Origin of the sequence: Inquilinus sp. NPDC058860, from assembly GCF_042743185.1 — a bacterium.
Lineage (GTDB): Bacteria > Pseudomonadota > Alphaproteobacteria > DSM-16000 > Inquilinaceae > Inquilinus.
Genome location: NZ_JBHYMS010000001.1, coordinates 23,691 through 49,946, shown reverse-complemented (window position 1 = coordinate 49,946; position 26,256 = coordinate 23,691). Strand labels below are relative to the sequence as shown.

Annotated in this window: 21 protein-coding genes; 4 read left to right on the top strand and 17 right to left on the bottom strand. The window is 69.9% G+C overall.

The annotated features are described in order from the left end of the window. Nucleotides 1-207: 207 nt before the first annotated feature. Nucleotides 208-1,116, top strand: coding sequence for a LysR family transcriptional regulator (locus ACFW16_RS00230; RefSeq protein WP_380300643.1), 909 nt, complete (start codon nt 208-210; stop codon nt 1,114-1,116). A gap of 39 nt (nt 1,117-1,155) precedes the next feature. Here the strand turns inward: ACFW16_RS00230 and ACFW16_RS00225 are convergent, their stop codons facing one another. The 3 genes from ACFW16_RS00225 to ACFW16_RS00215 are packed head-to-tail and all read right to left on the bottom strand — an operon-like array spanning nt 1,156 to nt 4,443. Then, nucleotides 1,156-2,046 carry a MucR family transcriptional regulator gene (locus ACFW16_RS00225; RefSeq protein ID WP_380300641.1) on the bottom strand — a complete coding sequence of 297 codons (891 nt, stop codon included), beginning with the start codon at nt 2,044-2,046 and terminating at the stop codon, nt 1,156-1,158. Between the two features lie 35 nt (nt 2,047-2,081). Further along, the gene (locus ACFW16_RS00220) at nt 2,082-3,029 is read right to left on the bottom strand and encodes a lysophospholipid acyltransferase family protein (RefSeq protein WP_380300639.1); all 948 of its coding nucleotides are present in this window, start codon (nt 3,027-3,029) and stop codon (nt 2,082-2,084) included. Further along, on the bottom strand, nt 3,022-4,443 hold the full coding sequence (locus ACFW16_RS00215; protein WP_380300637.1) for a cytochrome P450: 1,422 nt from the start codon (nt 4,441-4,443) through the stop codon (nt 3,022-3,024). Before ACFW16_RS00215 ends, ACFW16_RS00220 begins: the two co-directional genes overlap by 8 nt. A 763-nt stretch (nt 4,444-5,206) precedes the next feature. On the opposite strand from ACFW16_RS00215, the gene ACFW16_RS00210 reads away from it, so the two are divergent. Both ACFW16_RS00210 and ACFW16_RS00205 read left to right on the top strand, forming a co-directional pair. Further along, nucleotides 5,207-5,920, top strand: a complete 714-nt coding sequence (locus ACFW16_RS00210; protein ID WP_380300635.1) for a response regulator — start codon at nt 5,207-5,209, stop codon at nt 5,918-5,920. Further along, nucleotides 5,917-7,251, top strand: a complete 1,335-nt coding sequence (locus tag ACFW16_RS00205; protein ID WP_380300633.1) for an ATP-binding protein — start codon at nt 5,917-5,919, stop codon at nt 7,249-7,251. Before ACFW16_RS00210 ends, ACFW16_RS00205 begins: the two co-directional genes overlap by 4 nt. Nucleotides 7,252-7,362: 111 nt before the next feature. Here the strand turns inward: ACFW16_RS00205 and ACFW16_RS00200 are convergent, their stop codons facing one another. From ACFW16_RS00200 to ACFW16_RS00150, 11 genes are all read right to left on the bottom strand, one after another. Beyond that, nucleotides 7,363-8,586, bottom strand: a complete 1,224-nt coding sequence (locus tag ACFW16_RS00200) for a PotD/PotF family extracellular solute-binding protein (RefSeq protein ID WP_380300631.1) — start codon at nt 8,584-8,586, stop codon at nt 7,363-7,365. An 81-nt stretch (nt 8,587-8,667) separates the two neighbouring features. Then, complete coding sequence (locus ACFW16_RS00195; RefSeq protein ID WP_380300629.1) at nt 8,668-9,699, bottom strand: CobW family GTP-binding protein; 1,032 nt, start codon at nt 9,697-9,699, stop codon at nt 8,668-8,670. Next, the gene (locus tag ACFW16_RS00190) at nt 9,696-10,016 is read right to left on the bottom strand and encodes a hypothetical protein (protein WP_380300627.1); all 321 of its coding nucleotides are present in this window, start codon (nt 10,014-10,016) and stop codon (nt 9,696-9,698) included. The genes ACFW16_RS00195 and ACFW16_RS00190 overlap by 4 nt, the downstream gene beginning before the upstream one ends. A gap of 142 nt (nt 10,017-10,158) precedes the next feature. After that, nucleotides 10,159-11,040, bottom strand: coding sequence for a polysaccharide deacetylase (locus tag ACFW16_RS00185; protein ID WP_380300625.1), 882 nt, complete (start codon nt 11,038-11,040; stop codon nt 10,159-10,161). 31 nt (nt 11,041-11,071) lie between these two features. Continuing rightward, a complete protein-coding gene (locus ACFW16_RS00180) occupies nt 11,072-12,169 on the bottom strand; it encodes an ABC transporter ATP-binding protein (RefSeq protein ID WP_380300623.1) in 1,098 nt (365 codons plus the stop codon). A gap of 156 nt (nt 12,170-12,325) precedes the next feature. Further along, nucleotides 12,326-13,561, bottom strand: coding sequence for a PotD/PotF family extracellular solute-binding protein (locus tag ACFW16_RS00175; protein ID WP_380300621.1), 1,236 nt, complete (start codon nt 13,559-13,561; stop codon nt 12,326-12,328). Nucleotides 13,562-13,634: 73 nt separating this feature from the next. Further along, nucleotides 13,635-14,393 (bottom strand): SDR family NAD(P)-dependent oxidoreductase, encoded by a 759-nt coding sequence (locus ACFW16_RS00170; RefSeq protein WP_380300619.1) that lies wholly within the window; start codon nt 14,391-14,393, stop codon nt 13,635-13,637. Nucleotides 14,394-14,401: 8 nt separating this feature from the next. Then, nucleotides 14,402-15,148 (bottom strand): SDR family NAD(P)-dependent oxidoreductase, encoded by a 747-nt coding sequence (locus tag ACFW16_RS00165; RefSeq protein ID WP_380300617.1) that lies wholly within the window; start codon nt 15,146-15,148, stop codon nt 14,402-14,404. Next, on the bottom strand, nt 15,145-15,996 hold the full coding sequence (locus ACFW16_RS00160) for an ABC transporter permease (RefSeq protein ID WP_380300615.1): 852 nt from the start codon (nt 15,994-15,996) through the stop codon (nt 15,145-15,147). The genes ACFW16_RS00165 and ACFW16_RS00160 overlap by 4 nt, the downstream gene beginning before the upstream one ends. Nucleotides 15,997-16,000: 4 nt before the next feature. Then, nucleotides 16,001-16,879, bottom strand: coding sequence for an ABC transporter permease (locus ACFW16_RS00155; RefSeq protein WP_380300613.1), 879 nt, complete (start codon nt 16,877-16,879; stop codon nt 16,001-16,003). A 17-nt stretch (nt 16,880-16,896) separates the two neighbouring features. Beyond that, a complete protein-coding gene (locus tag ACFW16_RS00150) occupies nt 16,897-17,979 on the bottom strand; it encodes an ABC transporter ATP-binding protein (RefSeq protein ID WP_380300611.1) in 1,083 nt (360 codons plus the stop codon). A gap of 368 nt (nt 17,980-18,347) precedes the next feature. Here ACFW16_RS00150 and ACFW16_RS00145 point away from each other — a divergent pair, with 368 nt between their 5' ends. Next, nucleotides 18,348-19,358: a GntR family transcriptional regulator gene (locus ACFW16_RS00145; protein ID WP_380300610.1), complete on the top strand. Its 1,011-nt coding sequence runs from the start codon at nt 18,348-18,350 to the stop codon at nt 19,356-19,358. Nucleotides 19,359-19,370: 12 nt separating this feature from the next. Here the strand turns inward: ACFW16_RS00145 and ACFW16_RS00140 are convergent, their stop codons facing one another. From ACFW16_RS00140 to ACFW16_RS00130, 3 genes are all read right to left on the bottom strand, one after another. Continuing rightward, a complete protein-coding gene (locus ACFW16_RS00140) occupies nt 19,371-20,252 on the bottom strand; it encodes a transglutaminase N-terminal domain-containing protein (RefSeq protein ID WP_380300609.1) in 882 nt (293 codons plus the stop codon). 157 nt (nt 20,253-20,409) lie between these two features. Next, entirely contained in the window at nt 20,410-22,899 is a 2,490-nt protein-coding gene (locus ACFW16_RS00135) for a circularly permuted type 2 ATP-grasp protein (protein ID WP_380300607.1), read from the bottom strand. 28 nt (nt 22,900-22,927) lie between these two features. Further along, nucleotides 22,928-26,227 carry a DUF2126 domain-containing protein gene (locus tag ACFW16_RS00130; protein WP_380300605.1) on the bottom strand — a complete coding sequence of 1,100 codons (3,300 nt, stop codon included), beginning with the start codon at nt 26,225-26,227 and terminating at the stop codon, nt 22,928-22,930. Nucleotides 26,228-26,256: the final 29 nt, after the last annotated feature.

Here is a 26,256-nt window from a genome sequence, read left to right as displayed (position 1 = left end):
GGGCGGGCACGGCGGTGCCGGGGCGCGGAGCGCGCATGGCGGCCTCTCTGTCTGGATCCGGCCGCTTGGCCGAAGGGCGATGCCGTTCGGGTCCGGGCCGGTTGTCGGACCCATCATTGCGCTGCGCCGCGCCCCTGTGAAATAGTATCTTCTTCAGACCGATATCTGATTTTCCGATATCGCTCGACCTCGGGTTGCAGGTGCCGGTTGGGGTTCTCCTTCCGCCAGGTCCGCTACTTCATCGCCGCGGCGGAGCTCGGCCAGATCAGCCAGGCGGCGGTGGAGCTGAACGTGTCGCAATCGGCGGTCACGGCGGCGATCCGGCAGCTCGAGGACCTGCTCGGCACCCGTCTCCTGTTCCGCCACGCCAGCGGCGTGTCGCTGACCCATGAGGGCGGGCGCTTCCTGCCGCAGGCCCGGGCGATCGCGGCGGCGGTGGCCGAGGCGATGCGCGTCTCCGGCGACGCCGTGCCGGTCGAGGGGCGTGTGCGGGTCGGCGTCACCTACACCGTGGCCGGCTATTTCCTGCCGCCCTACCTGGCCCGGTTCCGCCGCGCCTATCCGCAGGTGACGGTCGAGCTGCGCGAGGCGCACCGCACCGCGATTGAGGACGGGCTGGTGCGCGACGAGCTGGACCTCGCGGTGATGCTGACCTCGAACCTGGAGAACACCGACCAGATCGCGGCGGAGACGCTGTTCCGCTCCGCCCGCCATCTCTGGCTGCCGGTCGACCATCCGCTGCAGAAGGCCGAGCGGGTGTCGCTGGCCGATGTGGCGCGCGAACCCTACGTCATGCTGACGGTGGACGAGGCCGCCTTCACCGCCAAGCGCTACTGGGACCGCACGCCGCACCAGCCGAACGTGATCTTCCAGACCTCCTCGGTCGAGGCGGTCCGCTCGATGGTCGCGGCCGGGATGGGGGTGACGATCCTGTCCGACATGGTCTACCGGCCCTGGTCGCTGGACGGGCAGCGGATCGAGAAGCGCGCTTTGGCCGAGCCGGTGCCGACCATGGATGCCGGCCTGGCCTGGAAGCGCGACCTGGCGATGACCCCGGCGGTGCGCGCCTTCCGCGACCATCTCGGGCTGGCGTTCCGTGCGGCGGCGGGCGGCTGACCCGAGGCGCCCGGGGCCAGGGCTCACCGCCATCTTCGTTCAAGTGCCCGACCGCCTCTTCCCGAGCTTCTGGACCTTGGCCCGCTCGGAACACTGCCGGGCATAGTTGGGCGCGATCATCGGATAGCTTTCCGGCAAACCCCACTTGTCCCTGTATTCCTCCGGCGTGAGGTTGTAGGTCGCCTTCAGGTGCCTCTTCATGGATTTGAAGCGCCGGCCGTCCTCCAGGCAGATGATGTAGTCGGGCGTCACCGATTTGGCGATCGGAACTGCCGGCCGGCTTCCGTCCTTCGACGGGACATCCTTCTCGGAAATCTGCCAGAGGGTCTTGTTCAGGTCGGAAACCAGCCTGGGCAGATCGATGGGGTCGATGGTGTTCTTGGCCAGATAGGCCAGGACGATCTCGACCGTCCACCCCGCCAGGCCCTCGCTCGGTCCCGCCGTCGCGGTCGCGAACTCATGGGATGCCGGGCGGCTCGCCGACAGCGTGGCGGCGCCTGCCCCGAGGGTCGCGGGTGCCGGTCTGGCCGACTCGCGGACGTCGGGATCGTCGAGGCTCCCGGATCGTCCCGCCGGGTCGGTGCGGGCCGGGCCGAAGGGCAGGTGGCCGTCCAGCTCTTCCGGAGAAAGCCCGTCGAGGGCGCGGAACCTGTAGCTCGATGTCACGATCAAGACCTCACCTGTGGGTTGGACGATTGCCTCGCGCTGCCGGCCGGTCGGCCGGTCGATCCTTTGCGGCGATGGGCGCCGCCGCCCGTGCGGGACCGGCGGCAAGCGACCCGCGGCCCGCTCGATGCCGCAGGTGATCCGCGCCATGATCCTCTGCTTCAATCCGGCCACGCGGCCTTCCCAGGACTCGGGAACGGGGGCGTCGTCGTTCGCCGCATCCGAACGGCACGCGCTCCCGTCCAGCGTCTCGGCTGCAGTCATTGGCGTTCCTCCTTCCGGCCGTTGCGCATGGCCGGTCACGTCTCGTCCAGCACCAGGTCGTGCAGCATGAACCACTGCTCGATGTGGCGGCGGACGACCGCGGCGATGATCGAATCCAGCTGCGCCACGCCCTGGGCGATGGCCGACCGGTCGGTCCGCGGGCCGAGCCGGACCGGCGGCAGGATGTGCACGCAGAACCGGCCGTGCCCCTCGCGCAGGCAATAGGCCGGGATGACGACGGCGTCGGCCATCAGCGCCAGGCGCACGACGCGCGCGAGATTGCCGTCGAGCCGCAGCGGCCGCCCGAAGAAAGGCGCGTGGACGCGCCGGTCCTGGAACTCGTCGACGTAGAGCACGACGCCGCGCTTCTCTTCGGCCAGAGCCCGATACAGGCGCCGTGCCGTGTCCCGCCCGGGGGGCAGCAGATGGTCGGCGAAGCGGCGGCGCACGCGGTCGGCGATGCGGCGCTCGAAGCGGTTGCGCGGCGGCTGGTAGACGTCGAGGCCATTCTCGCCGAGCGCCAGGAGGGTCGGGCCGACGATCTCCCAGTTGCCGAGATGCAGGGCGGCGGCGATCCGCGGCCGTCCCGTCGCCCGCGCCGCCTCCAGATGGCCGAGCCCTTCGACGGCGACGCGGTCGGAGCCCCAGATCCGCGGCAGGACGGAGAACTCCGCCATGGTGCTGCCGATATGGCCCCACATCCGGCGGATCGCGCGGGCGGCCGCGGCGTCGTCCAGATCCGGCCGCAGCCGCCGGAGGTTGTGCAGGGCCCGCGTCTGCCAGGTGCGATGGCGAGTGCCGAACCGCTGGCCCAGCCACCAGCCGAGCACCGAGCACGACCCGACCGGCAGCGCCCTCAGGGCGCAATGCAGGGCGGTGTCGGACAGGCCGGAGATCGTGTCGCGCAGCCAGTAGCGCCGCCACGCCGCGCGGGCGTCGGCCCCGCCCCAGACGGCGGAGAGCGGGGGCGGCGCCTCAACCATGGGCGACCGGGCAGCGCGGCATCGTCGCCGCGGCGGCGGCGGCCTCCACGGCCGGGCGGGCGTTCCGGGCCGACACGGTCATCGGCAGGCGGTCGCCCGGACGCAGCGTCAGGTGGCACACCGGCTCGACCACGGCGCCGGGCGCCAGCCGCAGCCGCACCATGCGGGTCAGGGTGGCGAGGCAGACGATCGCTTCGGTCAGGCCGAAGGACAGGCCCGCGCAGGTCCGCGGCCCGACGCTGAACGGCACGTAGCTGTATTTCAGGGGGGCGTCCGGGTGTCCGGGCAGGAAGCGCTCGGGCCTGAAATGATCGGGCTCGCGCCAGAACAGGCGATGCCGGTGCAGCAGCCAGGGCACGACGATGACAAGGGCGCCGGCCTTCACCCGGCGGCCGCGGATGGTGTCCTCGCGCGCCGCCTCCCGCGCCAGCAGCGGCACCGGCGGATAGAGCCGCAGGGTCTCCTCGATGATCGCACGGGTGTAGACCAGGCGCGGCACGTCGGCGAGGGCGGGCGGCCGCCCGCCGAGCACGGTGTCGAGCTCCCGGTGCAGGCGGTCCTCCACCTCCGGCGCCTGGGACAGCAGATACCAGGCCCAGGCCAGGCAGTTGGCCGTGGTCTCGTGCCCGGCCATGAACAGCACCGCCGCCTCGTTGCGCAGCGCCGTGGCATCGAGGGCTCCGCCCCGATCTTCCCGCATCAGCATTCGGACCACCGAGCCTGCGTCGTTCTCGTCCCGAAGATCGGCGATCACCTCATCCAGGATGGCGTGGATACTGGCCGCGGACCGGGTGGTCTTGGCGCCGCGCCAGCGCGGGACGGACAGCGGCAGGCCGAGGAGGGAGAGGAGGTCGCGCTGGTCGGCATGCCTCTGGTACTCGCTGAAGGCCTCGACCACCTCCCGCGTGCGGTCGGCGCCGAGCGTGCGGCCGAAGATCGTCCGGCCGATGATCTCCGCCGTCAGCTGGGCCATCGCCTTGAGCGCGTCGACGGTCGCACCCGGGGGCAGCGCCGCCCACTGGCCGCCGAGCTCGGCGGCGGCCTCCACCATGATCGAGGCGAACTGCCCGAGGCGTCCGCTGTGCAGGACCGGTGCGATCATGCGGCGCCGGCGCCGCCAGGTCTCGCCGTCGCTGACGAAGAGCCCGTCGCCCAGGAGCGGGGACAGGGCGTTGCGCATCTGCGGGCTCTTGCGCTGGAAGTTCTCGGCCCGGGCCACGAAGGCGTGGTGGACCGAATCCGGGCTGTTGCAGATGAAGATCTGCCGTGCCAGCAGCTGCATGGACATCGTCTGGTATTCGAATGCTTTCTCTTCCCAGATGCTCAAGAAATCGAGCGTCCTCAGCCGCAACAGCTCAAGGATCGATGGCGATGTCTTCGGACGCGGCGGGAATGGAGGGACGAATTCCGGCATGGCTCGGGATTCCGGTGGATCTCGCCTGGACGTGGCGGAGGTTTCATCGAGACGAGCGCTCCGCGACCCGATCTCGCAGATCCGGCTGCGCGACGCGGGCGACGGCGGCCGCTTCAGGGCGGCCGAAGCAGGGTGCCGGCCAGCAGGCCAAGGGAAGGACCGACGATGGCCCAGATGATCAGAAAGGTTGTCATCACCCCTCCAGTGCAGGCGCCGCTTGTCCGCGACGATTCGCGGGCATGCAGCCGGGCTCTGCCCAACGCAGCTGTTGTGGATCCGTCTATTCAGCAACCAAAAGTGGAGTGAAGTGGACGTATTGGCCCGCATCTGATCTGGGCCGCAGCACAAAAATGCGAAGGGTACGAAAAGGAAGGGGCGTTTCCCTCCTCCTTATCTGAAGTAGTTCTTGGCATGTATCGGGAATAGCGGAGTATTTCTCCGACGATCTATTCGCTGATCCATATGTTGGATTTTATGATGGAGCCGCGATGGCGTCGAACAGAAATTTATTTAAATGTTGATATAGAGTTTCTAGATTTTGGCCATAACCTGATATGAACAAGATACGATTCAATGGGTTTCGGAGATTTAGAATTTTGTGGGTGTATAAATTCCTATAAAAATTTGACATTAAAGGAGATATTTCATGCTATACAGGCGGTCAATTCGGGTCGAAGAGAGTAGAACTAGAGTTTTCTGTTTCTAGAAAATTAAATATTAGTATTAAATCATAGAGGGGGAGGAAGATTCAGAGGAAAGCGGAATGGCTTTGGCTCATATATTGATTGTTGAAGATGATGCGGAAATCAGAGATCCGCTCGAGCGCTTCCTGAAGACCAATGGTCTTGCGACGACCGCGATCGCGAGCGCCGAAGATGCAGCCGCGGTGCTGGCAGGCGGCCAAATCGACCTCGTCCTGCTTGACCTGATGCTGCCGGGCGAGGATGGACTCGCGCTGTGCCGTCGGTTGTCCGCCGCGAACGGACCCCGCATCATCATGCTGACCGCCCTGTCCGAGCCGACCGATCGCGTTGTCGGGCTGGAACTCGGCGCCGACGACTACATCTGCAAGCCGTTCGATCTGCGCGAGCTTCTCGCCCGCATCCGGGCGGTGCTGCGCCGACCGTTCCCGGCGCAGGGGCGGCCGCGCCAGGCGGAAGCGGTGTACCGATTCTCCGGCTTCGCCTTCTTCCCGCAGCGGCGCTTCCTGCGGTCGCCGGCCGGGCTGCGCGTCCCGCTGACGGGGGCCGAGGCGGATCTGCTGCTCGCCTTCTGCCAGCACCCGCGCAAGGTGCTGTCGCGCGACACGCTGATCAACCTGACCCGCGGCGAAGGATTCGCCATCGCCGTCAGGTCCGTCGATATCCTGGTGAGCCGGCTGCGACGCAAGCTCGCCAATGACGATCTCGCCGCGGAGATCATCCGGACCGTGCGATCGGATGGGTACGTCTTCCAGCCGCGCGTCCTGGCCGAATGATCCGGCGCCTGATCGGCACGATGCTCGGCCAGATCCTCGCGATCAATGCGGGGGCGTCGGCGCTGACCTTCCTGCTGTTCCTGGCCCTGCTGCTGACGCACGATCCGCCCGTCCCGCCGCCGCCGCCATGGCCATGGCCGGACGCGTTCCGGATCGCCGCCTTGATCGAAAGCATCCACGCTGTTCCCCGGGCGGACCGGGCGTTGATCGCCGCCGCGGCGACGGAGCGCGGCCTGTCGGTCCGGCTGACCCCCGCCGTGGTTCCTTGCACCGGACTCCGGCTCGAGGCGAAGGGCATGCGGGCGGTGCTGGATGCCGAGCTTCGCAGCCTCATGGCCGACACGATGGTGCACTCCTGCGATGTCGCCGGAACCGACCGGTCCGAGGGCATCCAGGTCCTGGCCGTGATCGACGATCAGATCCTGGAGATCCGGACCGAGAGCGTCTCGCCGCGGCCTCCCCCGCGGTTCTCGCCGGTCACCTTGCCCTTCATCGGCACCCTGCTGTTCCTCAGCGTCGCCGTCGCGTCGATGTCGGCCTGGGCCCTGTCGCGGGTGATCGGCCCGCTCCGCCGCCTGGCGGAGAAGGCCGACAGCTTCTGCGGCGAGATCGCTGTCGCGCCGATTCGCGAGGAAGGGCCCCACGAGATCAGGCTGGCGACCCGCGCCTTCAATCTGATGCAGGAGCGGATCGCCCGCTCGATCCGGGATCGCACGCGCATGCTGGCGGCGATCAGCCACGACCTGCGTACGCCGCTGACCCGGATGCGGCTGCAGCTCCAAACCGGGCGGGCGGAGATCGCGCGCGGCAAGCTGATCCGGGATGTCGACCTGATGCAATCGATGGTCACCTCCGCACTGGCCTTCCTGAGCGGCAATTTCGAGCGGGAGGAGAAGGAGTGGCTCGATCTCGGAGCGCTGCTGTCGACCCTCTGCGACGAGTTCGAGGAGGGCGGCGTCGCCATACGCTATGACGGCCCACGGCAGATCCAGGCCTTCTGCCGGCCGAACGCCATCACCCGGGCGGTGACCAACCTGATCGAGAACGGCTCTCATTTCGGCAAGGAGGTGACGGTCGGCGCGGCCGTCCGGCATGACGGCACGATCGTGATCGAGGTGACGGACGACGGCCCCGGCATTCCCGGCCAGCACCTGCAGGATGTGATCGAGCCCTTCGTCCGGCTCGATCCGACCCGGTCCGGCCGTGCGGGCAGCGTCGGCCTCGGCCTGTCGATCGTGAAGGAGATCGTGCAGGCGCATTCCGGAGGCCTGGAGCTGATCAACCGGCGGCCGAACGGCCTGACGGCGCGGCTGACGCTGCCGCGGGAATAGGCCGCCGGGCGGCCTCTATGGAGAGCGTCCGCCACCGCGATCACATTCCCTCTTGGGCCGCAAGGCGGCTGACCCGTCGCCCCGGGAAGGGCTCCGACGACGTCGCCAGCTTCACCCCGCCGTCAGCTCCGACCAGCGGCGGGCGAGGTAATTGTGCTCGTCCATCACCGTGTTCCACACGGCGATGCGGCTGGCGCGGCGCCAGTAGGAGCCGCCGGAGCGCACCGCGCCGGCCTTCACCGCCACCCGGCCGTCGGTGCCTTCCAGGTCCTTGGCCGCCGGCTTGCCTTCGTACCAGTAGTCCCACTCCGCCGGGTCCAGGAACGGGCGCACCCGCTTCGGGATCGACATGTAATAGCCCTGCCGGGCCATCACCGCGCCGGGCCAGCCGGACAGCCACCAGTTCAGATAGGCGTAGGCCACGTCCAGCGCCCGGCCGGACAGGGGCGCGGCGATGCACAGGCCGCCATGCCAGGCGCGATAGCCCTCGCGCGGCGCCGCCTCGCGCACCGGCACGCCCAGGCCGGACAGGGCGACCGCGGCCGGCGCCCAGCTGCTCTGGATCGCCGCGCGGTGGTCGACCATCAGCCGCTTGGCGTCGGCCATGGTCTGCCAGAAGCCGCAGAAATGGCCCTGCCGCTTGCGTGCGACCAGCAGGTCGATCAGCCGGTCGATCTCCGCCAGCGTCATGTTGCCGATATCGGCGAAGCTGGCCTCGCCGCGGGCCTGCGCCGCCAGCGCCGCGTCGAACACGCCGATCGCCGGCTCGTCGACCAGGGCGACCCGGCCGCGCCAGCGCTCGTCCAGCAGCCAGCCCCAGCTCTCGGTCTCATAGGCCACGCCCGGCGGCACCACGGTGGGGTCGTAGGCGAAGGCGTCGACATTGTGCACCGCCGGCAGCATGCTGATGTGGCGCGACGGCTGGGCCCCGAGCGACCGGTCGGGCTGGACATACAGCTTCTTCACCGGCGCGTCGCCGCGGCCGATCATGGCGTCGGCGCTGAGGCGCCCGGTCTTGGTCAGGTCGTTGACCTCGCCCCAGTGCTGGATCCGGCCGGTGTCGATCGGCTGGATCGCCTTCCAGAACCAGACGATGTCGAGGTTGTGGAAGCACTGGTCGTAGATGTCGAAGGCGCCGGGCTGGGTCGCCGCCTTCTGCTGCGCGCCCAGGAAATCCAGCGTCTCGTAGCTGACGGTGATGCCCAGATCGGCCTCGGCCCGTTCGCGGATGCTGTCCAGCAGCGTGATCTCGGTGCCGAGCACGCGCAGATGCGGCCGGCCCTCGGTGTGCACCGCCGGCTTGCTCAACAGGATGTCGGCTGCGTCCGCGGCCATGGTCCGTCCCCCGGGCGAAGTCGTATTAGAAGCGGATTTGCCGGCGGCTGACCAGTGCGGCGGAAGGGCCGTTTTCGCGGGTCATGCGACGACGGGGGCGGTCTCGGCGAAGGCGGCCTGGAAGGCGGCGAAGGAGCGCTCGATCCCGGCCCGGCCGATGCCGCGGGTGATGAACACCAGCCGCGACCGCCGGTCCGCGTCCGGCCAAGCATCGAGATGGCTCGGCGCATGCACGATGTGCTGCGCCCCCTGGACCACCACCGGCGTGTCGACCCCGGCGACGCGCAGCAGCCCCTTGACCCGCAGCACGTCGTCGCCGCGGCTGTGCAGCAGCAAAGTCAGCCACAGGCCGAACACGGTCCAGTCGACCCGGTCCTCGACCTCCAGCACGAAGGCGCCGATGTCCGGGCCGTGGCGGTTGACGTCGTGCCCGTGGTGGTGGCCGGCGTCCGTTTCGCGCGCCAGGTCGAACCAGCGGCGGATCTCGGCCGGCTTGGTGGCGGGGTCGAAGGCGTCGCTTCCGACCAGTTCCTCCGCCGGCGGCGGGGCGTTGGCGGAGCGCCACAGCGGCACCGCCGGGTTGATCGCCCGGAGCCGCGCCTCCAGCGCCGCCACCGCCTCGGGCGCCGCCAGGTCGGTCTTGGTCACCAGGATGCGGTCGGCCACTGCCGCCTGCTTCGCCGCTTCGGGCTGGCGGTCCAGCTGCGCCAGGCCGTTCACCGCATCGACCGTGGCGATCACGTTGCCCAGGCGGAAATGGTGGCGGATCACCGGCTCGCTCATCACCGTCGCCAGCACCGGGATCGGGTCGGCCAGGCCGGTGGTCTCGACGATCAGCCGGCCGAAGGCGGGGATGATGCCGGCCTCGCGCCGGTCGTACAGGCCGCGGATGGCGCGGCCCAGATCGCCGCGGATGGTGCAGCAGATGCAGCCGCTCTGCATCAGCACCACATCCTCGTCCACCGCCTGCAGCAGGTGGTGGTCGAGGCCGACCTCGCCGAACTCGTTGATCAGCACGGCGCAGCCGGCGAAGGCCGGGTCGGCCAGGATGTGGCGCAGCAGCGTGGTCTTGCCGCTGCCCAGAAAGCCGGTCAGGACGTTGACGGGGGTCATCGCCCGTTCCCCGCGATGCGGTCGAGGAGGGCAGGGTCGAGCGGGTCGATCCTGCGGCCCAGCAGGCGCGACGCCGCCTCCCACACCGCCGGCAGCGCGTCGACGATCTCGCGCTTGCCGGTCGGGCCGCTCAGGACGAAGGCGGTGCCCTGCCAGTCGTCCAGCCGCAGCCCGAACAGGGTGAGGATCCGGTTCGCCGTGGCGGCGCGGTGCAGCCGCTCGGCCCGGCGGGTGCGGCCGGCGCCGAACACCTCCGGCCGCCCGGCTTCCGCCGTCCAGTGCTCCTCGCCGCCGAGCACGCCGCACACGCCGCACATGGTGACTTGCTCCTCATGGTCGACAGAACGCCCAATCCCAAGGCTGTCATGCCCGGGCTTGACCCGGGCATCCAGAAGGTCTCGACACCCTCTGGATTGCCGGGTCAAGCCCGGCAATGACAATAGAGGGAAATTCTCCTGGTTACTTCTTCCGTGGCGACCTTTTGGCGAAGTCGTCGGCCATCTCGTCCATGGTGACGAAGCGCACGCCGGGGTGGCGGATCATGTGGTTGTACAGCCGCTCCAGCATCAGCAGCACCTGGGGCCGCCCGGCGACGTCCGGGTGGATGGTGATCGGGAACACGGCGTAGTCGTACTCACGGTAGACCCAGTCGAACTGGTCGCGCCACATCTCCTCGATGTGCCGCGGATTGACGAAGCCGTGGCTGTTCGGCGACTTCTTGATGAACATCATCGGCGGCAGGTCGTCGAGGTACCAGCTGGCCGGGATCTCGATCAGGTCGGTCTCGACGCCGCGCTTCAGCGGCACCATCCATTCGCTCGGCTTCTTGGCGAAGTCGATCTTGGTCCAGCTGTCGCCGACGCGGACATAATAGGGCTCGAAGTCCTTGTGCATCAGCGAGTGGTCGTACTTGATGCCCTTCTTCAGCAAGAGCTCGTTGCTGACCTGGCTGAACTCCCACCACGGCGCGACATAGCCGGTCGGCCGGCGGCCGGACAGCTTGGTCACCAGCTCGATGCACTTGTCGAGGACCTCCTCCTCCTGCGCCGGGGTCATGGCGATCGGGTTCTCGTGGCTGTAGCCATGGATGCCGATCTCGTGCCCGGCCTCGGCCACCGCCTTCATCTGCTCCGGAAAGGTCTCGATCGAATGGCCGGGGATGAACCAGGTGGTCTTGATCCCCAGCCTGTCGAACAGCTTCAGCAGGCGCGGGCTGCCGACCTCGCCGGAGAACAGGCCGCGCGAGATGTCGTCCGGCGAATCCTCGCCACCGTACGAGCCGAGCCACCCGGCCACCGCGTCGACATCGACGCCGAAGCCGCACAGGATCTCTTTCGCCATCAGGAATTCCTCCTCTTGCTGGGCTGCGCCGTCACGCGGCCGCCCGGATCACGGTCGCCTCGCCGGGCTGCCAGCCGAGCACGACCTCCTCGCCCGACCAGCCGGCGGCGTATTTGTCGACATGGCTCTCGACCCCGATCTCGCGCCCGTCCGACAGACCGATGGTCAGGTGCAGCGCATGGCCGGTGACGGCCTGGCCGATCAGCCGGCCGGGCAGGGTGTCGCCGCGCCCCGCCAGCGCCGCGCCCTGGGCGGCGCCGACCACGTCGATCGCCTCGGACGGCACCACCACCGCGGCGGCGTCCCCGACCTTCAGCGTCGGGTCGTTCAGCGTGCCGTGCAGCGGACCGAAGCCGGTCACCACCCGGGCCACGGCGCCGTCGCGCGCCTCCAGCCGGCCCGCCAGCACGGTGTTGCGGCCGATGAAGCGGGCCACGAACTCGGTCTGCGGCCGGCGGTAGATCTCCTCCGGCGGGCTGATCTGCTCCACCCGGCCGCGGTTCATCACCACGATGCGGTCCGACAGCGCCAGCGCCTCGGACTGGGCATGGGTGACGAAGACGAAGGTGATGCCGATGTTGCGCTGCAGCAGTTTCAGCTCGGCCTGGATCGACTTGCGCAGATTGGCGTCGAGCGCGCCCAGCGGCTCGTCCAGCAGCAGGATGTCGGGCTCGACCACCAAGCCGCGGGCCAGGGCGGTGCGCTGGCGCTGGCCGCCGGACAGGCCGCCGCTGCGGCGGTCGGTGATGTCCGTCAGGTCCAGCACCTGCATCATCCGGTCGGCCTTGGCCCGTCGCTCCGCCGCCGGCAGGCCCTTCACCCGGAGGCCGTATTCGATGTTCTGGCGCACGGTCATGTGCGGGAACAGGGCGAAGTTCTGGAAGATGGTCGAGGTCGGGCGGCGTTCGGGCGGCAGATCGTTGATCCGCCGCCCGCGCACCAGGACGTCGCCGGCGCTGATGTCCTCGAAGCCGGCGATCATCCGAAGCGTCGTGGTCTTGCCGCAGCCCGAGGGGCCGACGAAGGAGATGAACTCCCCCTTCGCCGCGCGCAGGTCGAAATCGATCACCGCCGGCGTGCCGTCCGGATAGGTCTTGCCGACGCCGGCGAGCTCGAGATCAGGAGTCACAATGCGTCCCTTCGGTCCAGTGCCAGCGAGCCTATGAAAAACTCGTCATTGCGAGCGCAGCGAAGCAATCCAGGGCCGCTCGCACCGGCCCCTGGATTGCTTCGTCGGCTTCGCCTCCTCGCAATGACGGTTCTCATAGCGTCGTCGGTCTCGATGTCACGCGCTCAGGAACTCGTCCCATTTCTGGGTGACGTAGTCGTACTCGTCCGGCCACTGGTGCCAGTAGGCGACATGGGCGGCGCGGGTGGCCAGCGAGCCGCCGTCGCGCAGGTCGCCCTCCTTGATGCCGCGGTCGGGCGCGCCGACCCAGGGCTTGCCCTCGTACCAGAAGCCGTATTTCTCCGGCGCCATCACTGACTTTATGTTGGTGGTGGGGGAGTAGTAGCCCTGCTCCGACACCGTGATCGCCGGCGGGCCGGACAGCCAGTAATCGGCATAGGCCGTCACCGCCGCCTGGTTCGGTGAGCTGGCGATCAGCGACACGCCGATGGCCCAGGCGCGGTAGCCCTCCTTCGGCACGGCGTAGCGGCACGGCTTGCCCTGGGCCTTCACCGCCATCACCGCCGGCTGCCAGGCGTCGCACACCACCATCTCGCCCGACGCCATCAGGTTCACCAGCTCGCCGAAATCGCCCCACAGAGCGCGGAACTGCCCTTCCTTCTTCTTCGACACCAGGAACTTCATCGCCTCGTCGATCTCGGCCTGGCTCGGGTTGCCGGGATTGGCGACCTGCGACAGGCCGAGCGAGTTCATCGCCAGGATGGCCTGGCCCAGCGCGATCAGCGGGTCGGTGTTCAGCCCGGACCGGCCCTTGAACTTCGGGTCGAAGATCGCGGTCCAGGTGTTGGCCTCCTCGTCGGACAGCACCGACGGGTTGAAGCCGATCGAATCGTAGTTGTAGACCGCCGGCACCATCCACAGCTCGGTCTGCGCCTCGTCCTTCCAGATCTGGCCGACGATCTGGGCGCCGCGCGGCCATTTCGGGTCCGGCTTGGTGAAGGTGTCGCGGATGTTGGCCCAGTTCTTGAGGCCCGAGGCGGGGATGGCGGTGACGTTGTTCGTCTGCACCACCGAGGGCAGCCGCTCGCCGATCACTTCCCAGCAGTCGTAATCGGTGGCGCCGGACAGGATCTTGGTCTGGGCGTCGGGGAAGGTCGCCGCCGTGCCCTGGGTGCTGCCGACGCCCGACGCCTTCTGGAAATCGGCCAGGATGCGATCCTGCACCGTGACCGACAGGCCGATGGTGCGCAGCTGCTCCTTGGCCAGGGCGCCGGCCTGGGCATAGGCGCGGCGCGAGTTCAGGAAGGGCGTGCCGCCGCCCATCGCCAGGGCGGTGGCGCCGATCGTGCCCTGCAGGATCTGCCTGCGGCTCAGGCGTGGAAACTGTGCCATGCGAAGTCTCCCGTTATCGTGAAAAACCACCCGAAAACCGGCCCTTCTCAGCGGGGCCGCCAAGATTCGTTTGTCAGTACCGTCCGACCAGCAGGCCGCCATCGACGACGATGGTCTGGCCGGTGATGTAGCGGGCCGCCGGCGAGGCCAGGAACAGCGCCACGTCGGCGATGTCGTCGGGCTCGCCGACCCGGCCCATGGGGATGAACGAAGCCGCCTTCTCCAGCCCCTCCGGTCCCAGCGAATGCTCGCGCGACAGGGCCTGGGCGGTGCGGATGTAGCCGGGGGCGATGCCGTTGACGCGGATGCCGCTGCGCGCCAGCTCCACCGCCAGGCCGCGCACCAGCCCGACCACGCCGGATTTGGCGGCGGAATAGTGGACGTGCTCGTCCCAGCCATAGGCCACGCCCATGATCGAGGACAGGGCGACGATGGCGCCCTGGCCGCGGGTGCGCATCCCGGGCAGGGCGGCGCGGACGACGCGGAAGATGCCCTTCAGGTCGACATCGAAGGTGTGGTCCCACTTCGCGTCGGTCATCTGCGACAGCGGCACGCGATGGGCGATGCCGGCATTGGCGACCAGCGCGTCCAGCGCGCCGTGCCGCGCCTCGACATCGGCGACAACGGCGTTGACCCGCTCGGTGTCGGTGACGTCGAGCGGCTGGAACTCGCCGCTGCCGCCGGCATCGCCGATCGCCTTGGCGGTGGCGCGGCCATCGGCCTCCAGCACATCGGTCACGACCACATGGTGGCCGGCGCCGGCGAAGGCCAGGGCCGTGGCCCGGCCGATGCCGATGCCGGCTCCCGTGATCAGGGCAACCTTGCGGCTCATCATTCCTCCTACAGCATCACGTCGCCGGAATTGGGCCCCAGCGTCTGGCCGACATAGATCCCGGCGGCGGGGGAGGCGAGGAAGGCCACGGTCTCGGCCACATCCTCCGGCGCGCCGAAGCGGCCGAGCGGCAGCTGCGCCTTCTTCGACGCCCGCCACTCCTCGGATAGGGCGCGCACCAGCTCGGTCTCGATCGGCCCGGGCGCCACCGCATTGACCCGCACGCCGCGGGCGCTGACCTCGCGCGCCAGCGCCTTGGTCAGGCCGATGATCCCGGCCTTGGCGGCGCTGTAATGCACCAGGTCGACGCCGCCGATCTGGCCCAGCTGCGAGGCGATGTTGACGATCACCCCGTCGCCGGCCGCCAGCATCGCCGGCAGGGCGGCGCGGCAGCACAGGAAGGTGCCGCGCAGATGCACCGCGATCATCCGGTCCCAGTCGGCCACCGCCAGCGCCTCGAAAGGCGACTGGTGGACATGGCCGGCATTGTTGACCAGCAGCGTGCAGTCGCCGAACGCATCGCGACCGGCGGCGAAGATGCGCTCCACGACATCGGCGTCCGAGACATCGGCTCCGACCGCCTCGGCCCGGCCGCCGGCGGCGCGGAGGGTCGCCGCGACGGCCTCGGCCCGGTCGGCGTGCAAATCGGCGATCAGCACTGCGGCCCCGGCGCCCGACAGCCGCTCGGCGATCGCCTTGCCGATGCCGCTGGCGGCGCCGGTGACGATCGCGATGTGGTCGGCCAGCGGCCTCATCGCAGCTCCTCCTGGATCGCCATGCGCTTGGCCCGGCGGACCGACAGGGCCATCAGCACCCCGTAGACGGCGAGCAGGGCGAAGGAGAACAGGGTGGTCAGCACCCCGAAGGCGAAGATGTTCGGATGGATCTCGACCGAGAAGGTGCCGTAGATCGTCAGCGGCAGGGTCTGGCCGCCGCCGGCGGTGAACAGGGTGCGCGGGAACTCGTCGTAGCTCAGGGTGAAGGCGAACAGCATCGCGCTCAGCACGCCCGGGAAGATCAGCGGGAAGGTGATCTTGCGGAAGGTGCGGATCGGGCTGACGCCCAGGCTCCACGACGCCTCCTCGATCGACCGGTCGAAGCGGTTGAAGATCGCCAGCATGACCAGGAAGGCGAAGGGGAAGGTGTAGACCACATGGGTGACGAAGGACGTCCCCCACCAGGCCCGCGGGATGCCCAGCTCGTTGGCCACCAGGGCGACGCCGAGCCCGACCAGCACCCCCGGCACCATCATGCCCAGCACGATCAGGTAGAAGACGATGCCGGAGCCGCGGAAGCGCGACCGGAAGGCCTGGGCCGACAGGGTGCCCAGCACCGTGGCCACCACCATGGTCATGAAGGCGAGGGTCAGGGACCGGACCAGCGCGTCGCCGATCGCCAGCGGCGCCACGCGCGACGGCGGCGCCCAGCCGAACAGGTGCTGGTACCAGTAGGTTGACCATTCGATGATCGGGAATTGCGGCCCGCCCTCGGGCCCCGACTGGAAGCTCAGCGTCGCCAGCACCGCCAGCGGGCCGTACAGGAACACGATGAACAGCGCCGTGAACGCCATCAGCGCGGTGCGGAGAAGCGGCTGCCCCTGCATGGCCTCAGAGCTCCTTCCGCAGGTCGACCAGGCGCAGCAGCCCGGCGACGACGATGCCCATCACCACGGTGAGGATCACCCCGACCACCGCGGCGAAGGCCCATTTCAGCGAGCCGACCTGGGTGACGATGATGTTGCCCAGCATGTTGACCTTGCGGCCGGACAGGGCGGCGGCGGTGGCGAACTCGCCCAGCACCATGACCGAGACGAAGATCGCGCCGACGATCACGCCGGGCAGGCTCAAGGGCAGAATCACGGTGCGGAAGATGCGGCCGGTGCCGGCGCCCAGGTCGCGCGCGGCCTCGATCAGGCTCGGCTCGATCCGCGACAGCATGAAGGCGATCGGCCCGACCATGAACACGACGTAGATCTGGGTCATGCCGATGACGACGCTGAGCTCGGTGAACAGCAGGCCGGCCACCGGCTCCGACACCACGCCCAGCTTCATCAAGAGGATGTTGACCGCGCCCTCGGTGCCCAGCATCGGGCGCCAAGCCAGCACCCGGATCAGGAACGAGGTCCAGAACGGCACGACGCAGACCACCAGCAGGATGGTCTGGACCGTCTTGTTGCGGACGAACAGGCCGATATACAGCGCGACCGGATAGCCCAGCGCCAGGGTCGTCGCCAGCACGATCAGCCAGATCCGGACCGTGGTCCAAAGCGCCGACAGATAGGTCGAGGTGCCGAAGAAGGTGGCCCAGTTCTTCAGGGTCAGCGTCGGCTCGATGGTGAAGGTCTTCTGGGTCCAGAAGCTGACATAGACCATCATCGCGATCGGGACGATCAGGAAGGCGGTCATCCACAAGGCGCCCGGCGCCGCCAGCAGCGCCGCCACCCGCTGCCCGGTGCGCCGCCGTGGGATCGGGGCCGGTGCGGTCATGATCTCCGCTCCGGCGCTCATCGCCGCCCCTCGCGGAACACGAGGGCGTCCGCCGCCGGCCAGCGCAGCGCATAGCGGCGTCCGGGGTCGAAGCTCCCCGGCCGGCGGTGGCTCAGATGGTATTCGACCTCGACCGGCCGGCTGCCGGCGACGTCGAACAGATAGGTCACCCGGGCGCCGGAATATTCGCTGGCGATGAAGCGGCCGGGCAGGGCGGCCTCGCCCGGCGCCGCCGGATCCGTCTCCTCCGCCACCGTCACCTTGTCGGCGCGGATGCAGTAGGCGGCGGCGCCCGCGGCGACCTCGCCCGGCAGCGGCAGGGCGGCCTCGGCGAAGCGGAAGGCGCCGTCGCCGACCGTGCCCTCGAAGATGTTGTAGCAGTTCAGGAAGCGCGCGACCCGGACCGAGCCGGGCCGGTTGTACAGCGTCTGCGGCGGGCTGATCTCGGCGATCCGGCCGCGGTCCAGCACGGCGGTGCGGTGGCCCATCGCCAGCGCCTCCTGCTCGTTGCCGGTGACATGCAGGAAGGTGCCGCCGAGCTGGGCCTGGATGCGCTTCAGCTCGATCATCATCCGCTCGCGCAGATTGGCGTCGAGCGCGCCCAGCGGTTCGTCCAGCAGCACGATCTTCGGATCGGTGACCAGGGTGCGGGCCAAGGCCACGCGCTGCTTCTGGCCGCCGGAGATCTGGCTGACGGCTCGGCCGGCCAGGCCGGTCAGGCCCAGCAGTTCCAGCGCCTCGCTGACCCGGCGGCGCACCTCCGCCTCGTCCGTCACCGGCCCGCGGCTGCGGTGGCGCAGGCCGTAGGCGACGTTGTCGAAGACGGTCATGTGCGGGAACAGGGCGAAGCCCTGGAACACGAAGCCGATGCCGCGCTCATGCGCCGGCGTGGACAGGATCGAGCGCCCCTCCAGCCGCACGTCGCCGTCATCCGGCGTCTCGAAGCCGGCGACGACCCGCAGCATGGTCGACTTGCCCGAGCCGCTGGGGCCCAGGATCGACAGGTACTCGCCCGCGCCGATCGCCAGCGACAGGTCGCTCAACGCCGGCGCGCCGCCATAGGCCTTGGCGATGCCGCTCAGTTCCAGGAGCAGAGTCATGCGTCCCCGAATCTCCCAAGCCGTGCCCTGAGCCCCGCCATCCCGTCCGCGTCGTTCGGTGTGCCGCTGCGCGGATGTCGATGCGAGGCTCGGGAAGCCTAGTCAAAAATGATTTTGGTATGCAATAGTCTTTTTGTGGTGATCGAAAGCTTCGCCATGTTGCGCGATTTGGTTCCTATCGGCCTCGAAAAGCCCGTCTGCCCAGGCTTCGGGCAGGTTCTGCGAGCGTGTGTGATCATCTGGGTATGCGATAGCCATTTTTGCGGCGCCGTTGCCCGCACAATGGGCAGCGGGCTCTTGCGCCGGGGCGCTCCGGAGGCCATCAGAGGACCAGGATCACCGGGACGGGCGGGACGCTGCTGCAGGACATGACCGACACGGCGACGAACGCGTCCCCGCCGCGGCTCTACGAGATCGTCGAGCGTGCGCTGCGGTCGTCGATCGGCGCCGGGCGGCTGCCGGCCGGGCTGGTGCTGCTGGAAGGCCCGATCGCCGAGATCTTCCAGACCAGCCGCGCTCCGGTGCAGCGGGCGCTGGCGCGGCTGGAGGCGGACGGGCTGATCCACCGCTTCGAGGGCCGCGGCTTCCTGGTCGGACCGGCCGGCGTGGCGCCGCTGCGCGCCGACATCCGCGGCTTCGGCCTGGACGCGGCGGAGGAGATCGACGAGGCGCAGCAGTCCCGTGCTTCCTGGGAGCGGATCTACGCCACCGCCGAGCGCCAGATCGCTTCCTGCCTGGTGTTCGGCCGCTATCGCATCGTCGAGGCCGAGATGGCCGACCATTTCGGCGTCAGCCGCACTGTGGTGCGCGACGTGCTGGGCCGGCTGCAGGAGCGCGGGCTGATCGAGAAGAACGCCAGCTCGCACTGGATCGCCGGGCCGTTGACGGCGCGCGCGATCCGCGAGCTCTACGAGATGCGCCGGCTGCTGGAACCGCCGGCCCTGGTCAGCGCCGCGCCGTCGCTGCCGCATGGCGAGGTCGAGGCGATGCTGGACCGGCTGCGCCGGGCCGAGGCGGCCGGCCCGAAGCCGCCGCCCGAGACCATGGATGCGATCGAGGAGGACCTGCATGTCCGCTGCGTGCTGGCGACGCCGAACGCCCGGCTGGCCGACGCGCTGCGCCACAACCAGCTGCCGCTCTTGGCCACCCACGCCTTCACCCGCTCGCTCGGCGTCGCCGACGACCAGCCGATCCTGACCGAGCACCGCCTGGTGCTGGAGCTCCTGGCGCAGGAGGCCTGGCCGGCCGCGGCGGCGGTGCTGGAGACGCATCTGCAGGCGGCGGAACGCCGCGCCGTCGCCCGGCTGAAGACCCTCGCGGTGATCCCGGTGCCGGCCAACCTCGCGCCCTATCTCACCAAAACCTCCGAGCACCCGTAGGGCCGCGGGGCCTCAGGCCACCGGCACGACGTCCACCTTCACGCTCAGCGCCTGCGATCCGGCGCCGAGGATGACGCCATCGATCGGCGACACGTCGGCGTAGTCCCGGCCGTTCGCCAGCACGATGTGGTCGTTCTCCACCAGCATCGCGTTGGTCGGGTCGAAGCCGAGCCAGCCGAACTCCTCGCCGCACCAGGCCGTCACCCAGGCATGGGTGGCGTCGGCGCCCTCCAGCCGCGGCTTGCCGGGTGGCGGCAGGGTGCGCAGATAGCCGCTGACATAGGCGGCGGGCAGGCCGACGCCGCGCAGGCAGGCGATCATGATGTGGGCAAAGTCCTGGCACACGCCGCGGCGGGTCTCGAAGGCCTCGATCAGCGGCGTCGAGACCGCCGTCGCCTTCGGGTCGTAGGTGAAGTCGGCCTTGATCCGCTGCATCAGCTCGGTGGCCGCCTCCAGGATCGGGCGGCCCGGTGGGAAGCTGACATGGGCGTAGGCCGACAGCGGGCCGAGGATCGGCACCAGCCGGCTCGGATACAGGTGATGGGCGGGGGATGAGGGGGCCAGGGTCGCGGCGGCGAAGGCGCGCTCCCGCACCTCATCCCAGGGCCGGCTGGCCTGGCGCAGCAGGTCGCCGGCGTCGCGCGCCACCTCGACCCGCGACCGCGCATCGACCTTGAGCTCACGATGCGCCGCCTCGATGGTGACCGCGACCACGTCGTTGCCGAAGAAGCTCCGCCGCACCGCCGACGCGGCCGGCACCGGCTTCACCTCGATCGACCGCGACAGCACCCGCTGTTCCGCCCGGTCGCTGGGCAGGAGGCGCAGCACGCAGCGGGCGAAGCTGACCGGCGTCTCGTAGGTGTAGGTCGAGAGGTGACGGATGTCGTAGATCATGGCGGAGAGTCCCAAGTTCGACCCACTCGCCTGTTCTTATTGTCATGCCCGGGCTTGACCCGGGCATCCAGAAATTGTCGACATCCTCTGGATTGCCGGGTCAAGCCCGGCAACGACAGGAAATTGAAGGGCAGTTCATTCTCTTCACTCAATTGCATCAATACAGCCCCGCCAGCTTCTCGGGCCGCACGGCGTTCCTGCCCTGCAGGAAATAGCGGTCGGCGATCGCCTCGGACAGCTGCATCAGCTTCTGCTCGAGGCCCAGGACCTGGACGTTGTCCAGGGCTTCGGCCTGGGCCGCCGACAGGGTGCCGGCGATGATGGTGGCCAGCCGCAGCGGCGCCTCCGGCATGCCGTCCTCGCGCAGGGACGGCAGGGCCTTCAGGTGCTCCAGCAGCCGCTCGGCCTGGAAGGCGACCGCCCGCGGGTTGTAGGGGTCCAGCACCACCATATCGCGCACCGGCGCCGGGGCCGGCCCGATGACGTAGCGCGACCGGTAGCTGATCTGGGAATCCACCAGGTCCAGCAGCGCGTCGAGATCGTCGATGGTGGTGTCGGCGTCGGCCAGGCAGCGGGCGAAGCGGCAGGTGTTGATGCCGCGCTCGATCCGCCGGCCCATGTCGAGGAAGCGCCAGCCGGCGACCTGGTTCATGTTCTCCTGCGCCAGGCCGGACAGGGCGGCGATCACATGCAGCGCCCGGTCGGCGCGGTGGAAGGTCTCGCCCTCCGGCAGCTCGGCCTCGCCGGGCTGGCCCAGCCGCTCCTCCAGCTCGGCCAGGAGCGGCCAGGAATCGGCCGACAGCCGCTCGCGGATGCCGGAGGAGGCGCGGCGGGCGGAGCGCACCAGCGAGATCGCGGCGCCGTAATTCTCGGCCTGGTTCAGGGCCGCGGCGGCGACGGCGCTGGCGCTGTCGCCCGGCTTCGGCCGCGGCACGGCGCCCCAGGCCACCAGCAGCTTCTGCAGCCGGTCGAGCGTCTGGCCGCTGCCATGGATGGCGGGATCGGCCTCGACCAGGCTTGAGCACAGCCGCCGCACCAGCCGCAGCGTCGCCTCGGCGCGCTCGAGATAGCGGCCGAACCAGAACAGGTTGTCGGCGGCGTGGCTCGGCAGGTTGCCGGCGATCCGGCGGATCGGCACGCGGTCCTGCCGCGGCAGCAGCGAGGTGGCCTCGACCGGCCGGTCGGCCAGGATCCAGACATCCGCCGTCTGCACTCCCTGACCCATCGACACCGCGCGCGCGTCCAACTGGTTGGAGATGCGGCAGAACCCGCCCGGCATCACCTTCCAGCCATCCGGCGTCGCGGCGGCGAAGACGCGCAGCACGAAGGGCCGCGGCACCAGCCTGCCGTCCTGCCAGGCCGGCGTGGTCGACAGCCGCGCCACCTCCTGCCCGACATAATCGACCGGCCGGGTCCGGATCGCCGCCTCCAGCCGCGCCCGCTGCGGCGTCTCGGCGCCGAGCACCGAGGGCTGCCCCGGGAAGCCGGGGACATTGGCGGCGAAGGCGGCCGCGACCGCCAGCTCGGGCAGGGCGGCCAGCACCGTCTCGCGCTCCTGCGGCTGGCCGCACCACCAGGTGGCGACGTTCGGAAGCCGCAGATCCTCGCCGCGCAGGCGGCGGCACAGCGCCGGCAGGAAGCTCAGCAGGATCCGCGCTTCGGCCAGCCCGGTGCCGGGCATGTTGGCGACCACCACCTGGCCGCCGCGGATCGCCTCCAGGAGGCCCGGCACGCCCAGCCGCGAGGATGTGTTGAGCTCCAGCGGGTCGCAGAAATCGGCATCAACCCGGCGCCACAGCACGTCGGCGCGCTTCAGCCCGGCGATGGTGCGGACATGGATCCGCCCCTCATGCAGCACCAGGTCGTCGCCCTCGACCAGCATCAGGCCGAGATAGCGGGCCAGGTGCGCCTGCTCGAAATAGGTCTCGCTGTAGCGGCCGGAGCTCAGCAGGCAGATGCGGGGATCGGACCGGTCCGCCACCGCCGCCAGCCCGGCGCGCAGCGCGCCGAAGAACGGGGCCAGCCGCTCGACATTCATCTCGTGGTACAGCGCCGGCAGCGCGCGCGACAGGATCAGCCGGTTCTCCAGCGCGTAGCCGGCGCCGGACGGCGCCTGGGTGCGGTCGTTCAGCACCCACCAGCGTCCGTCCGGGCCGCGACCCAGATCGGCGGCATAGAGGTGCATGAACCGTCCGCCCGGCGGCGCCACGCCGTGCAGCGGCCGCAGGAAGTCCGGGCTGCCGGCGACCGCCGCGGCGGGCAGGGCGCCCTCCGCCACCAGCCTTCCGTCGCCGTAGAGGTCGCGCAGCACGGTCTCCAGCAGCTCGGCCCGCTGGATCACGCCGGCCTCGATCTCGCGCCACTCCGCCGCCGAGACCAGGAGCGGCACGCGGCTCAGCGGCCAGGACCGCTCGCTGGCCTCGCCATGCACGCGATAGGACACGCCGGTGTCGCGGATGTGCCGGTCCGCCGCGGCGAAGCGGCGCTCGGCCTCCTCCGGCGCCAGCCTGGCCATGACGTCGAGGAAGTCCCGCCAATAGGCGCGCGGCGTCCCGTCCGGGCCGATCAGCTCGTCCGGCACGCCGGGCAGGGGGGTGTAGCCGGCGATCCAGCCCTGCAGGCGCCGGGCCGCGGTCCGGGCCGTCATCATATCCTCCCCGGCGCGCAGCGAAGCTTCACCGGCCAATGGGTGTCCTGAGATCGAGGGTCAACGGGAATTCGCTCGTTCGTTCTTCGGGCGGCAATGCCATCGGCCCCGGAGTATGCCCGTGATCCTGGAAGCGCGCGAGCCGTCGCGCTTCGGCTTCGTACGAATTTATCGGAAATGTGTCGTAACTCCGGCCGCCGGGATGGGCGGCATGGTAGACGAAGCCGCCCAGAGACCGGCCGTTCCAGGCATCGATCACGTCGAAGGTCAGCGGGGCGTGGACCGGGATCGTCGGGTGCAGCCCGCTGGCCGGCTGCCAGGCCTTGAAGCGGAGTCCCGCCACCGCCTCGCCCGATGTGCCGGTGCCCGTCATCGGCAGGCGTCGGCCGTTGCAGGCGACGATGTGGCGGCCGGGGACAACGCCCCGGGCCTGGATCTGAAGCCGTTCGACCGAGCTGTCGACGTAACGGACGGTGCCGCCGGCCGACCCTTCCTCGCCCAGCACGTGCCATGGCTCCAGCGCCTGGCGCAGCTCCAGCGCCACGCCGCCGCGCTCGACCCGGCCGAGGATCGGGAAGCGGAACTCGCGCTGGGCCTCGAACCAGTCCGGATCGAAGCCATAGCCGGCACGCCGCAGGTCGGACAGCACGCCGAGCATGTCCTGCCAGACGAAGTGCGGCAGCATGAAGCGGTCGTGCAGCGCGGTGCCCCAGCGCACCAGCCCGCCCTGCTGCGGCTCGCGCCAGAACCAGGCGATCAGGGCCCGCAGCAGCAGCTGTTGGGCCAGGCTCATGCGGGCGTCCGGCGGCATCTCGAAGGATCGGAACTCGACCAGGCCGAGGCGGCCGGTCGGCCCGTCCGGCGAATACAGCTTGTCGATGCAGATCTCGGTGCGGTGGGTGTTGCCGGTGACGTCGACCAGGAGGTTGCGGAACAGCCGGTCGACCAGCCACAGCGGCAGGGGGCCGGCCTCGGGCGGCGGCACCTGGGCCAGGGCGATCTCGAGTTCGTACAGCGAATCGTGCCGGGCCTCGTCCACCCGCGGCGCCTGGCTGGTCGGGCCGATGAACAGGCCGGAGAACAGGGTGGACAGGGCCGGGTGGCGCTGCCAGTACAGCACCAGGCTCTTCAGCAGGTCGGGGCGGCGCAGGAAGGGTGAATCCGCCGGGGTGACGCCGCCGAGCACGACATGGTTGCCGCCGCCGGTGCCGATGTGGCGGCCGTCGGTCATGAACCTGTCGGTGCCCAGCCGCGTCTGCCGCGCGTCCTCGTACAGGCCGGCGGTGATCTCGACCGCCTCACGCCAGGAGGCGGCGGGGTGGACGTTGACCTCGATCACGCCGGGATCGGGCGTCACCTTGATCACCTGCAGCCGCGGGTCGTTCGGCGGCGGGTAGCCCTCGATCTGGACCGGAAGGCCCGTCGCCTCGGCCGTCGCCTCGATCTCGGCCAGCAACTCGAGATAGTCCTCCAGCCGCTCGACCGGCGGCATGAACACGAACAGCACGCCGTCCCTGGGCTCGATGCTCAGCGCGGTGCGGACCACGCCCTCGACCGCCGTTTCGCGCTGGGGGACGGTGTCCGGTGGCGCCGCGTCGCCGCCCGCGGCCGCCGCCCGGCGCGGCTGGTGGAAATTCGGCAGCGGCGGGCGCTCGTCGAACGGGTCCTGCGGCACGACGGTCGGATAGGCCGACTGCGGCACCCAGGGCAGCGCGTTCAGCGGCAGGCGGAGCCCGACCGGGGAGTCGCCCGGGACCAGGAATAGCCGGCCGCGGCGCAGGGCCCAGCGCTCGCTGATCCAGCGTCCGCCGGCCTTGGCGTTCCAGCGCTGCACCGGCAGGACGTAGCCGGTGGGGGTGGCGAGGCCGCGGTCGAAGGTGCGGACCATCCGGGCGCGCTCCTCCGGATCCGCGATCTTCGGGTCCCGCAGGTCGACATTGGCCGGCAGGCCGCTCTCCTTCAGCAGCCAATGCGCCGGGTCCTCATAGGCCGGCACGACGTAGCCGGCGAGGCCGAGCCGTTCGGCGACGCCCTCGGCCAGGCGCTCCGCCTCGGCGGCGCCGGCTGCCTCCGCGGGCGGAGCCTCGGCCGCGATCAGATCCGGGTCGCGCCAGACCGGCTTGCCGTCGCGCCGCCAATAGAGGGCGAAGGCCCAGCGCGGCAGGCTTTCGCCCGGATACCATTTGCCCTGGCCGTAATGCAGCATCCCGCCCGGGGCGAAGCGGGTGCGCAGCCGCCGGATCAGGTCGTCGGCGAAGCCGCGCTTGGTCGGGCCGACCGCGGCGGTGTTCCATTCCGGCGACTCGAAGTCGTCGATCGAGACGAAGGTCGGCTCGCCGCCCATGGTCAGGCGGACATCCTGCGCCGCGAGGTCGGAATCGACCTGCTCGCCCAGCCGGTCCAGGGCCTGCCAGGCTTCGTCCGAGAAGGGCTTGGTGATGCGGATCGGCTCGACGATGCGCGACACCTCCATCGCGAAATCGAAGCTCACCTCCGCCGGCTCGACCACGCCGCTGATCGGCGCGGCGGAGCGGTAATGCGGCGTCGCCGCCAGCGGGATGTGGCCCTCGCCGCACAACAGGCCGGAGGTCGGGTCGAGGCCGATCCAGCCGGCACCGGGAATGTACACCTCGGCCCAGGCGTGCAGGTCGGTGAAGTCCTTGTCGGTACCCTTCGGACCGTCCAGCGGGTCGATGTCGGCCTTGAGCTGGATCAGGTAGCCGGAGACGAAGCGGGCGGCCAGCCCGATCCGGCGCAGCACCTGCACCAGCAGCCAGGCGGAATCGCGGCAGGAGCCGGAGGCCAGCGCCAGCGTCTCCTCCGGCTCCTGCACTCCGGGCTCCATCCGGACCAGATAGCGGATGTCGCGCTGCAGCCGGGCGTTGAGCTCGACCAGGAAGTCGATGGTGCGTGCCTCTTCCTGAGGCAGCGCCGCCACGAAATCGGCCAGGCGCGGCCCCGCGGGCTCCGTCTCCAGATAGGGCGCCAGCTCGGCCCGCAGCCCCTCCGGATAGGCGAAGGGGATGGTCTCGGCGTATGGCTCGATGAAGAAGTCGAAGGGGTTGATGACGGTCATCTCGGCCGTCAGGTCGACCTCGACCGCGAACTCCGCCGCCTTCTCCGGGAACACCAGCCGGGCCAGCCAGTTGCCGTGCGGGTCCTGCTGCCAGTTCACGAAATGCTTCGCCGGCGTGACCTTCAGCGAGTAGCTCGGGATCCGGGTGCGGGAATGCGGCGCCGGGCGCAGCCGGACCACCTGGGGGCCGAGCGCCACCGGGCGGTCGTAGCGGTAGCGGGTGACGTGGTGAAGGGCGGCGACGATGGACACGGGCGCTCCTGCCTCGGCTGGACCACGGG

What these genes read in the sequence shown, in the direction of transcription:
- ACFW16_RS00195 (WP_380300629.1), bottom strand. Translation starts at nt 9,699, where the DNA reads ATGACCCCCGTCAACGTCCTGACCGGCTTTCTGGGCAGCGGCAAGACC.
- ACFW16_RS00145 (WP_380300610.1), top strand. Translation starts at nt 18,348, where the DNA reads ATGACCGACACGGCGACGAACGCGTCCCCGCCGCGGCTCTACGAGATC.
- ACFW16_RS00135 (WP_380300607.1), bottom strand. Translation starts at nt 22,899, where the DNA reads ATGACGGCCCGGACCGCGGCCCGGCGCCTGCAGGGCTGGATCGCCGGC.
- ACFW16_RS00205 (WP_380300633.1), top strand. Translation starts at nt 5,917, where the DNA reads ATGATCCGGCGCCTGATCGGCACGATGCTCGGCCAGATCCTCGCGATC.
- ACFW16_RS00165 (WP_380300617.1), bottom strand. Translation starts at nt 15,148, where the DNA reads ATGAGGCCGCTGGCCGACCACATCGCGATCGTCACCGGCGCCGCCAGC.
- ACFW16_RS00170 (WP_380300619.1), bottom strand. Translation starts at nt 14,393, where the DNA reads ATGAGCCGCAAGGTTGCCCTGATCACGGGAGCCGGCATCGGCATCGGC.
- ACFW16_RS00185 (WP_380300625.1), bottom strand. Translation starts at nt 11,040, where the DNA reads ATGGCGAAAGAGATCCTGTGCGGCTTCGGCGTCGATGTCGACGCGGTG.
- ACFW16_RS00175 (WP_380300621.1), bottom strand. Translation starts at nt 13,561, where the DNA reads ATGGCACAGTTTCCACGCCTGAGCCGCAGGCAGATCCTGCAGGGCACG.
- ACFW16_RS00190 (WP_380300627.1), bottom strand. Translation starts at nt 10,016, where the DNA reads ATGTGCGGCGTGTGCGGCGTGCTCGGCGGCGAGGAGCACTGGACGGCG.
- ACFW16_RS00200 (WP_380300631.1), bottom strand. Translation starts at nt 8,586, where the DNA reads ATGGCCGCGGACGCAGCCGACATCCTGTTGAGCAAGCCGGCGGTGCAC.
- ACFW16_RS00155 (WP_380300613.1), bottom strand. Translation starts at nt 16,879, where the DNA reads ATGACCGCACCGGCCCCGATCCCACGGCGGCGCACCGGGCAGCGGGTG.
- ACFW16_RS00150 (WP_380300611.1), bottom strand. Translation starts at nt 17,979, where the DNA reads ATGACTCTGCTCCTGGAACTGAGCGGCATCGCCAAGGCCTATGGCGGC.
- ACFW16_RS00215 (WP_380300637.1), bottom strand. Translation starts at nt 4,443, where the DNA reads ATGCCGGAATTCGTCCCTCCATTCCCGCCGCGTCCGAAGACATCGCCA.
- ACFW16_RS00220 (WP_380300639.1), bottom strand. Translation starts at nt 3,029, where the DNA reads ATGGTTGAGGCGCCGCCCCCGCTCTCCGCCGTCTGGGGCGGGGCCGAC.
- ACFW16_RS00225 (WP_380300641.1), bottom strand. Translation starts at nt 2,046, where the DNA reads ATGACTGCAGCCGAGACGCTGGACGGGAGCGCGTGCCGTTCGGATGCG.
- ACFW16_RS00210 (WP_380300635.1), top strand. Translation starts at nt 5,207, where the DNA reads ATGGCTTTGGCTCATATATTGATTGTTGAAGATGATGCGGAAATCAGA.
- ACFW16_RS00160 (WP_380300615.1), bottom strand. Translation starts at nt 15,996, where the DNA reads ATGCAGGGGCAGCCGCTTCTCCGCACCGCGCTGATGGCGTTCACGGCG.
- ACFW16_RS00140 (WP_380300609.1), bottom strand. Translation starts at nt 20,252, where the DNA reads ATGATCTACGACATCCGTCACCTCTCGACCTACACCTACGAGACGCCG.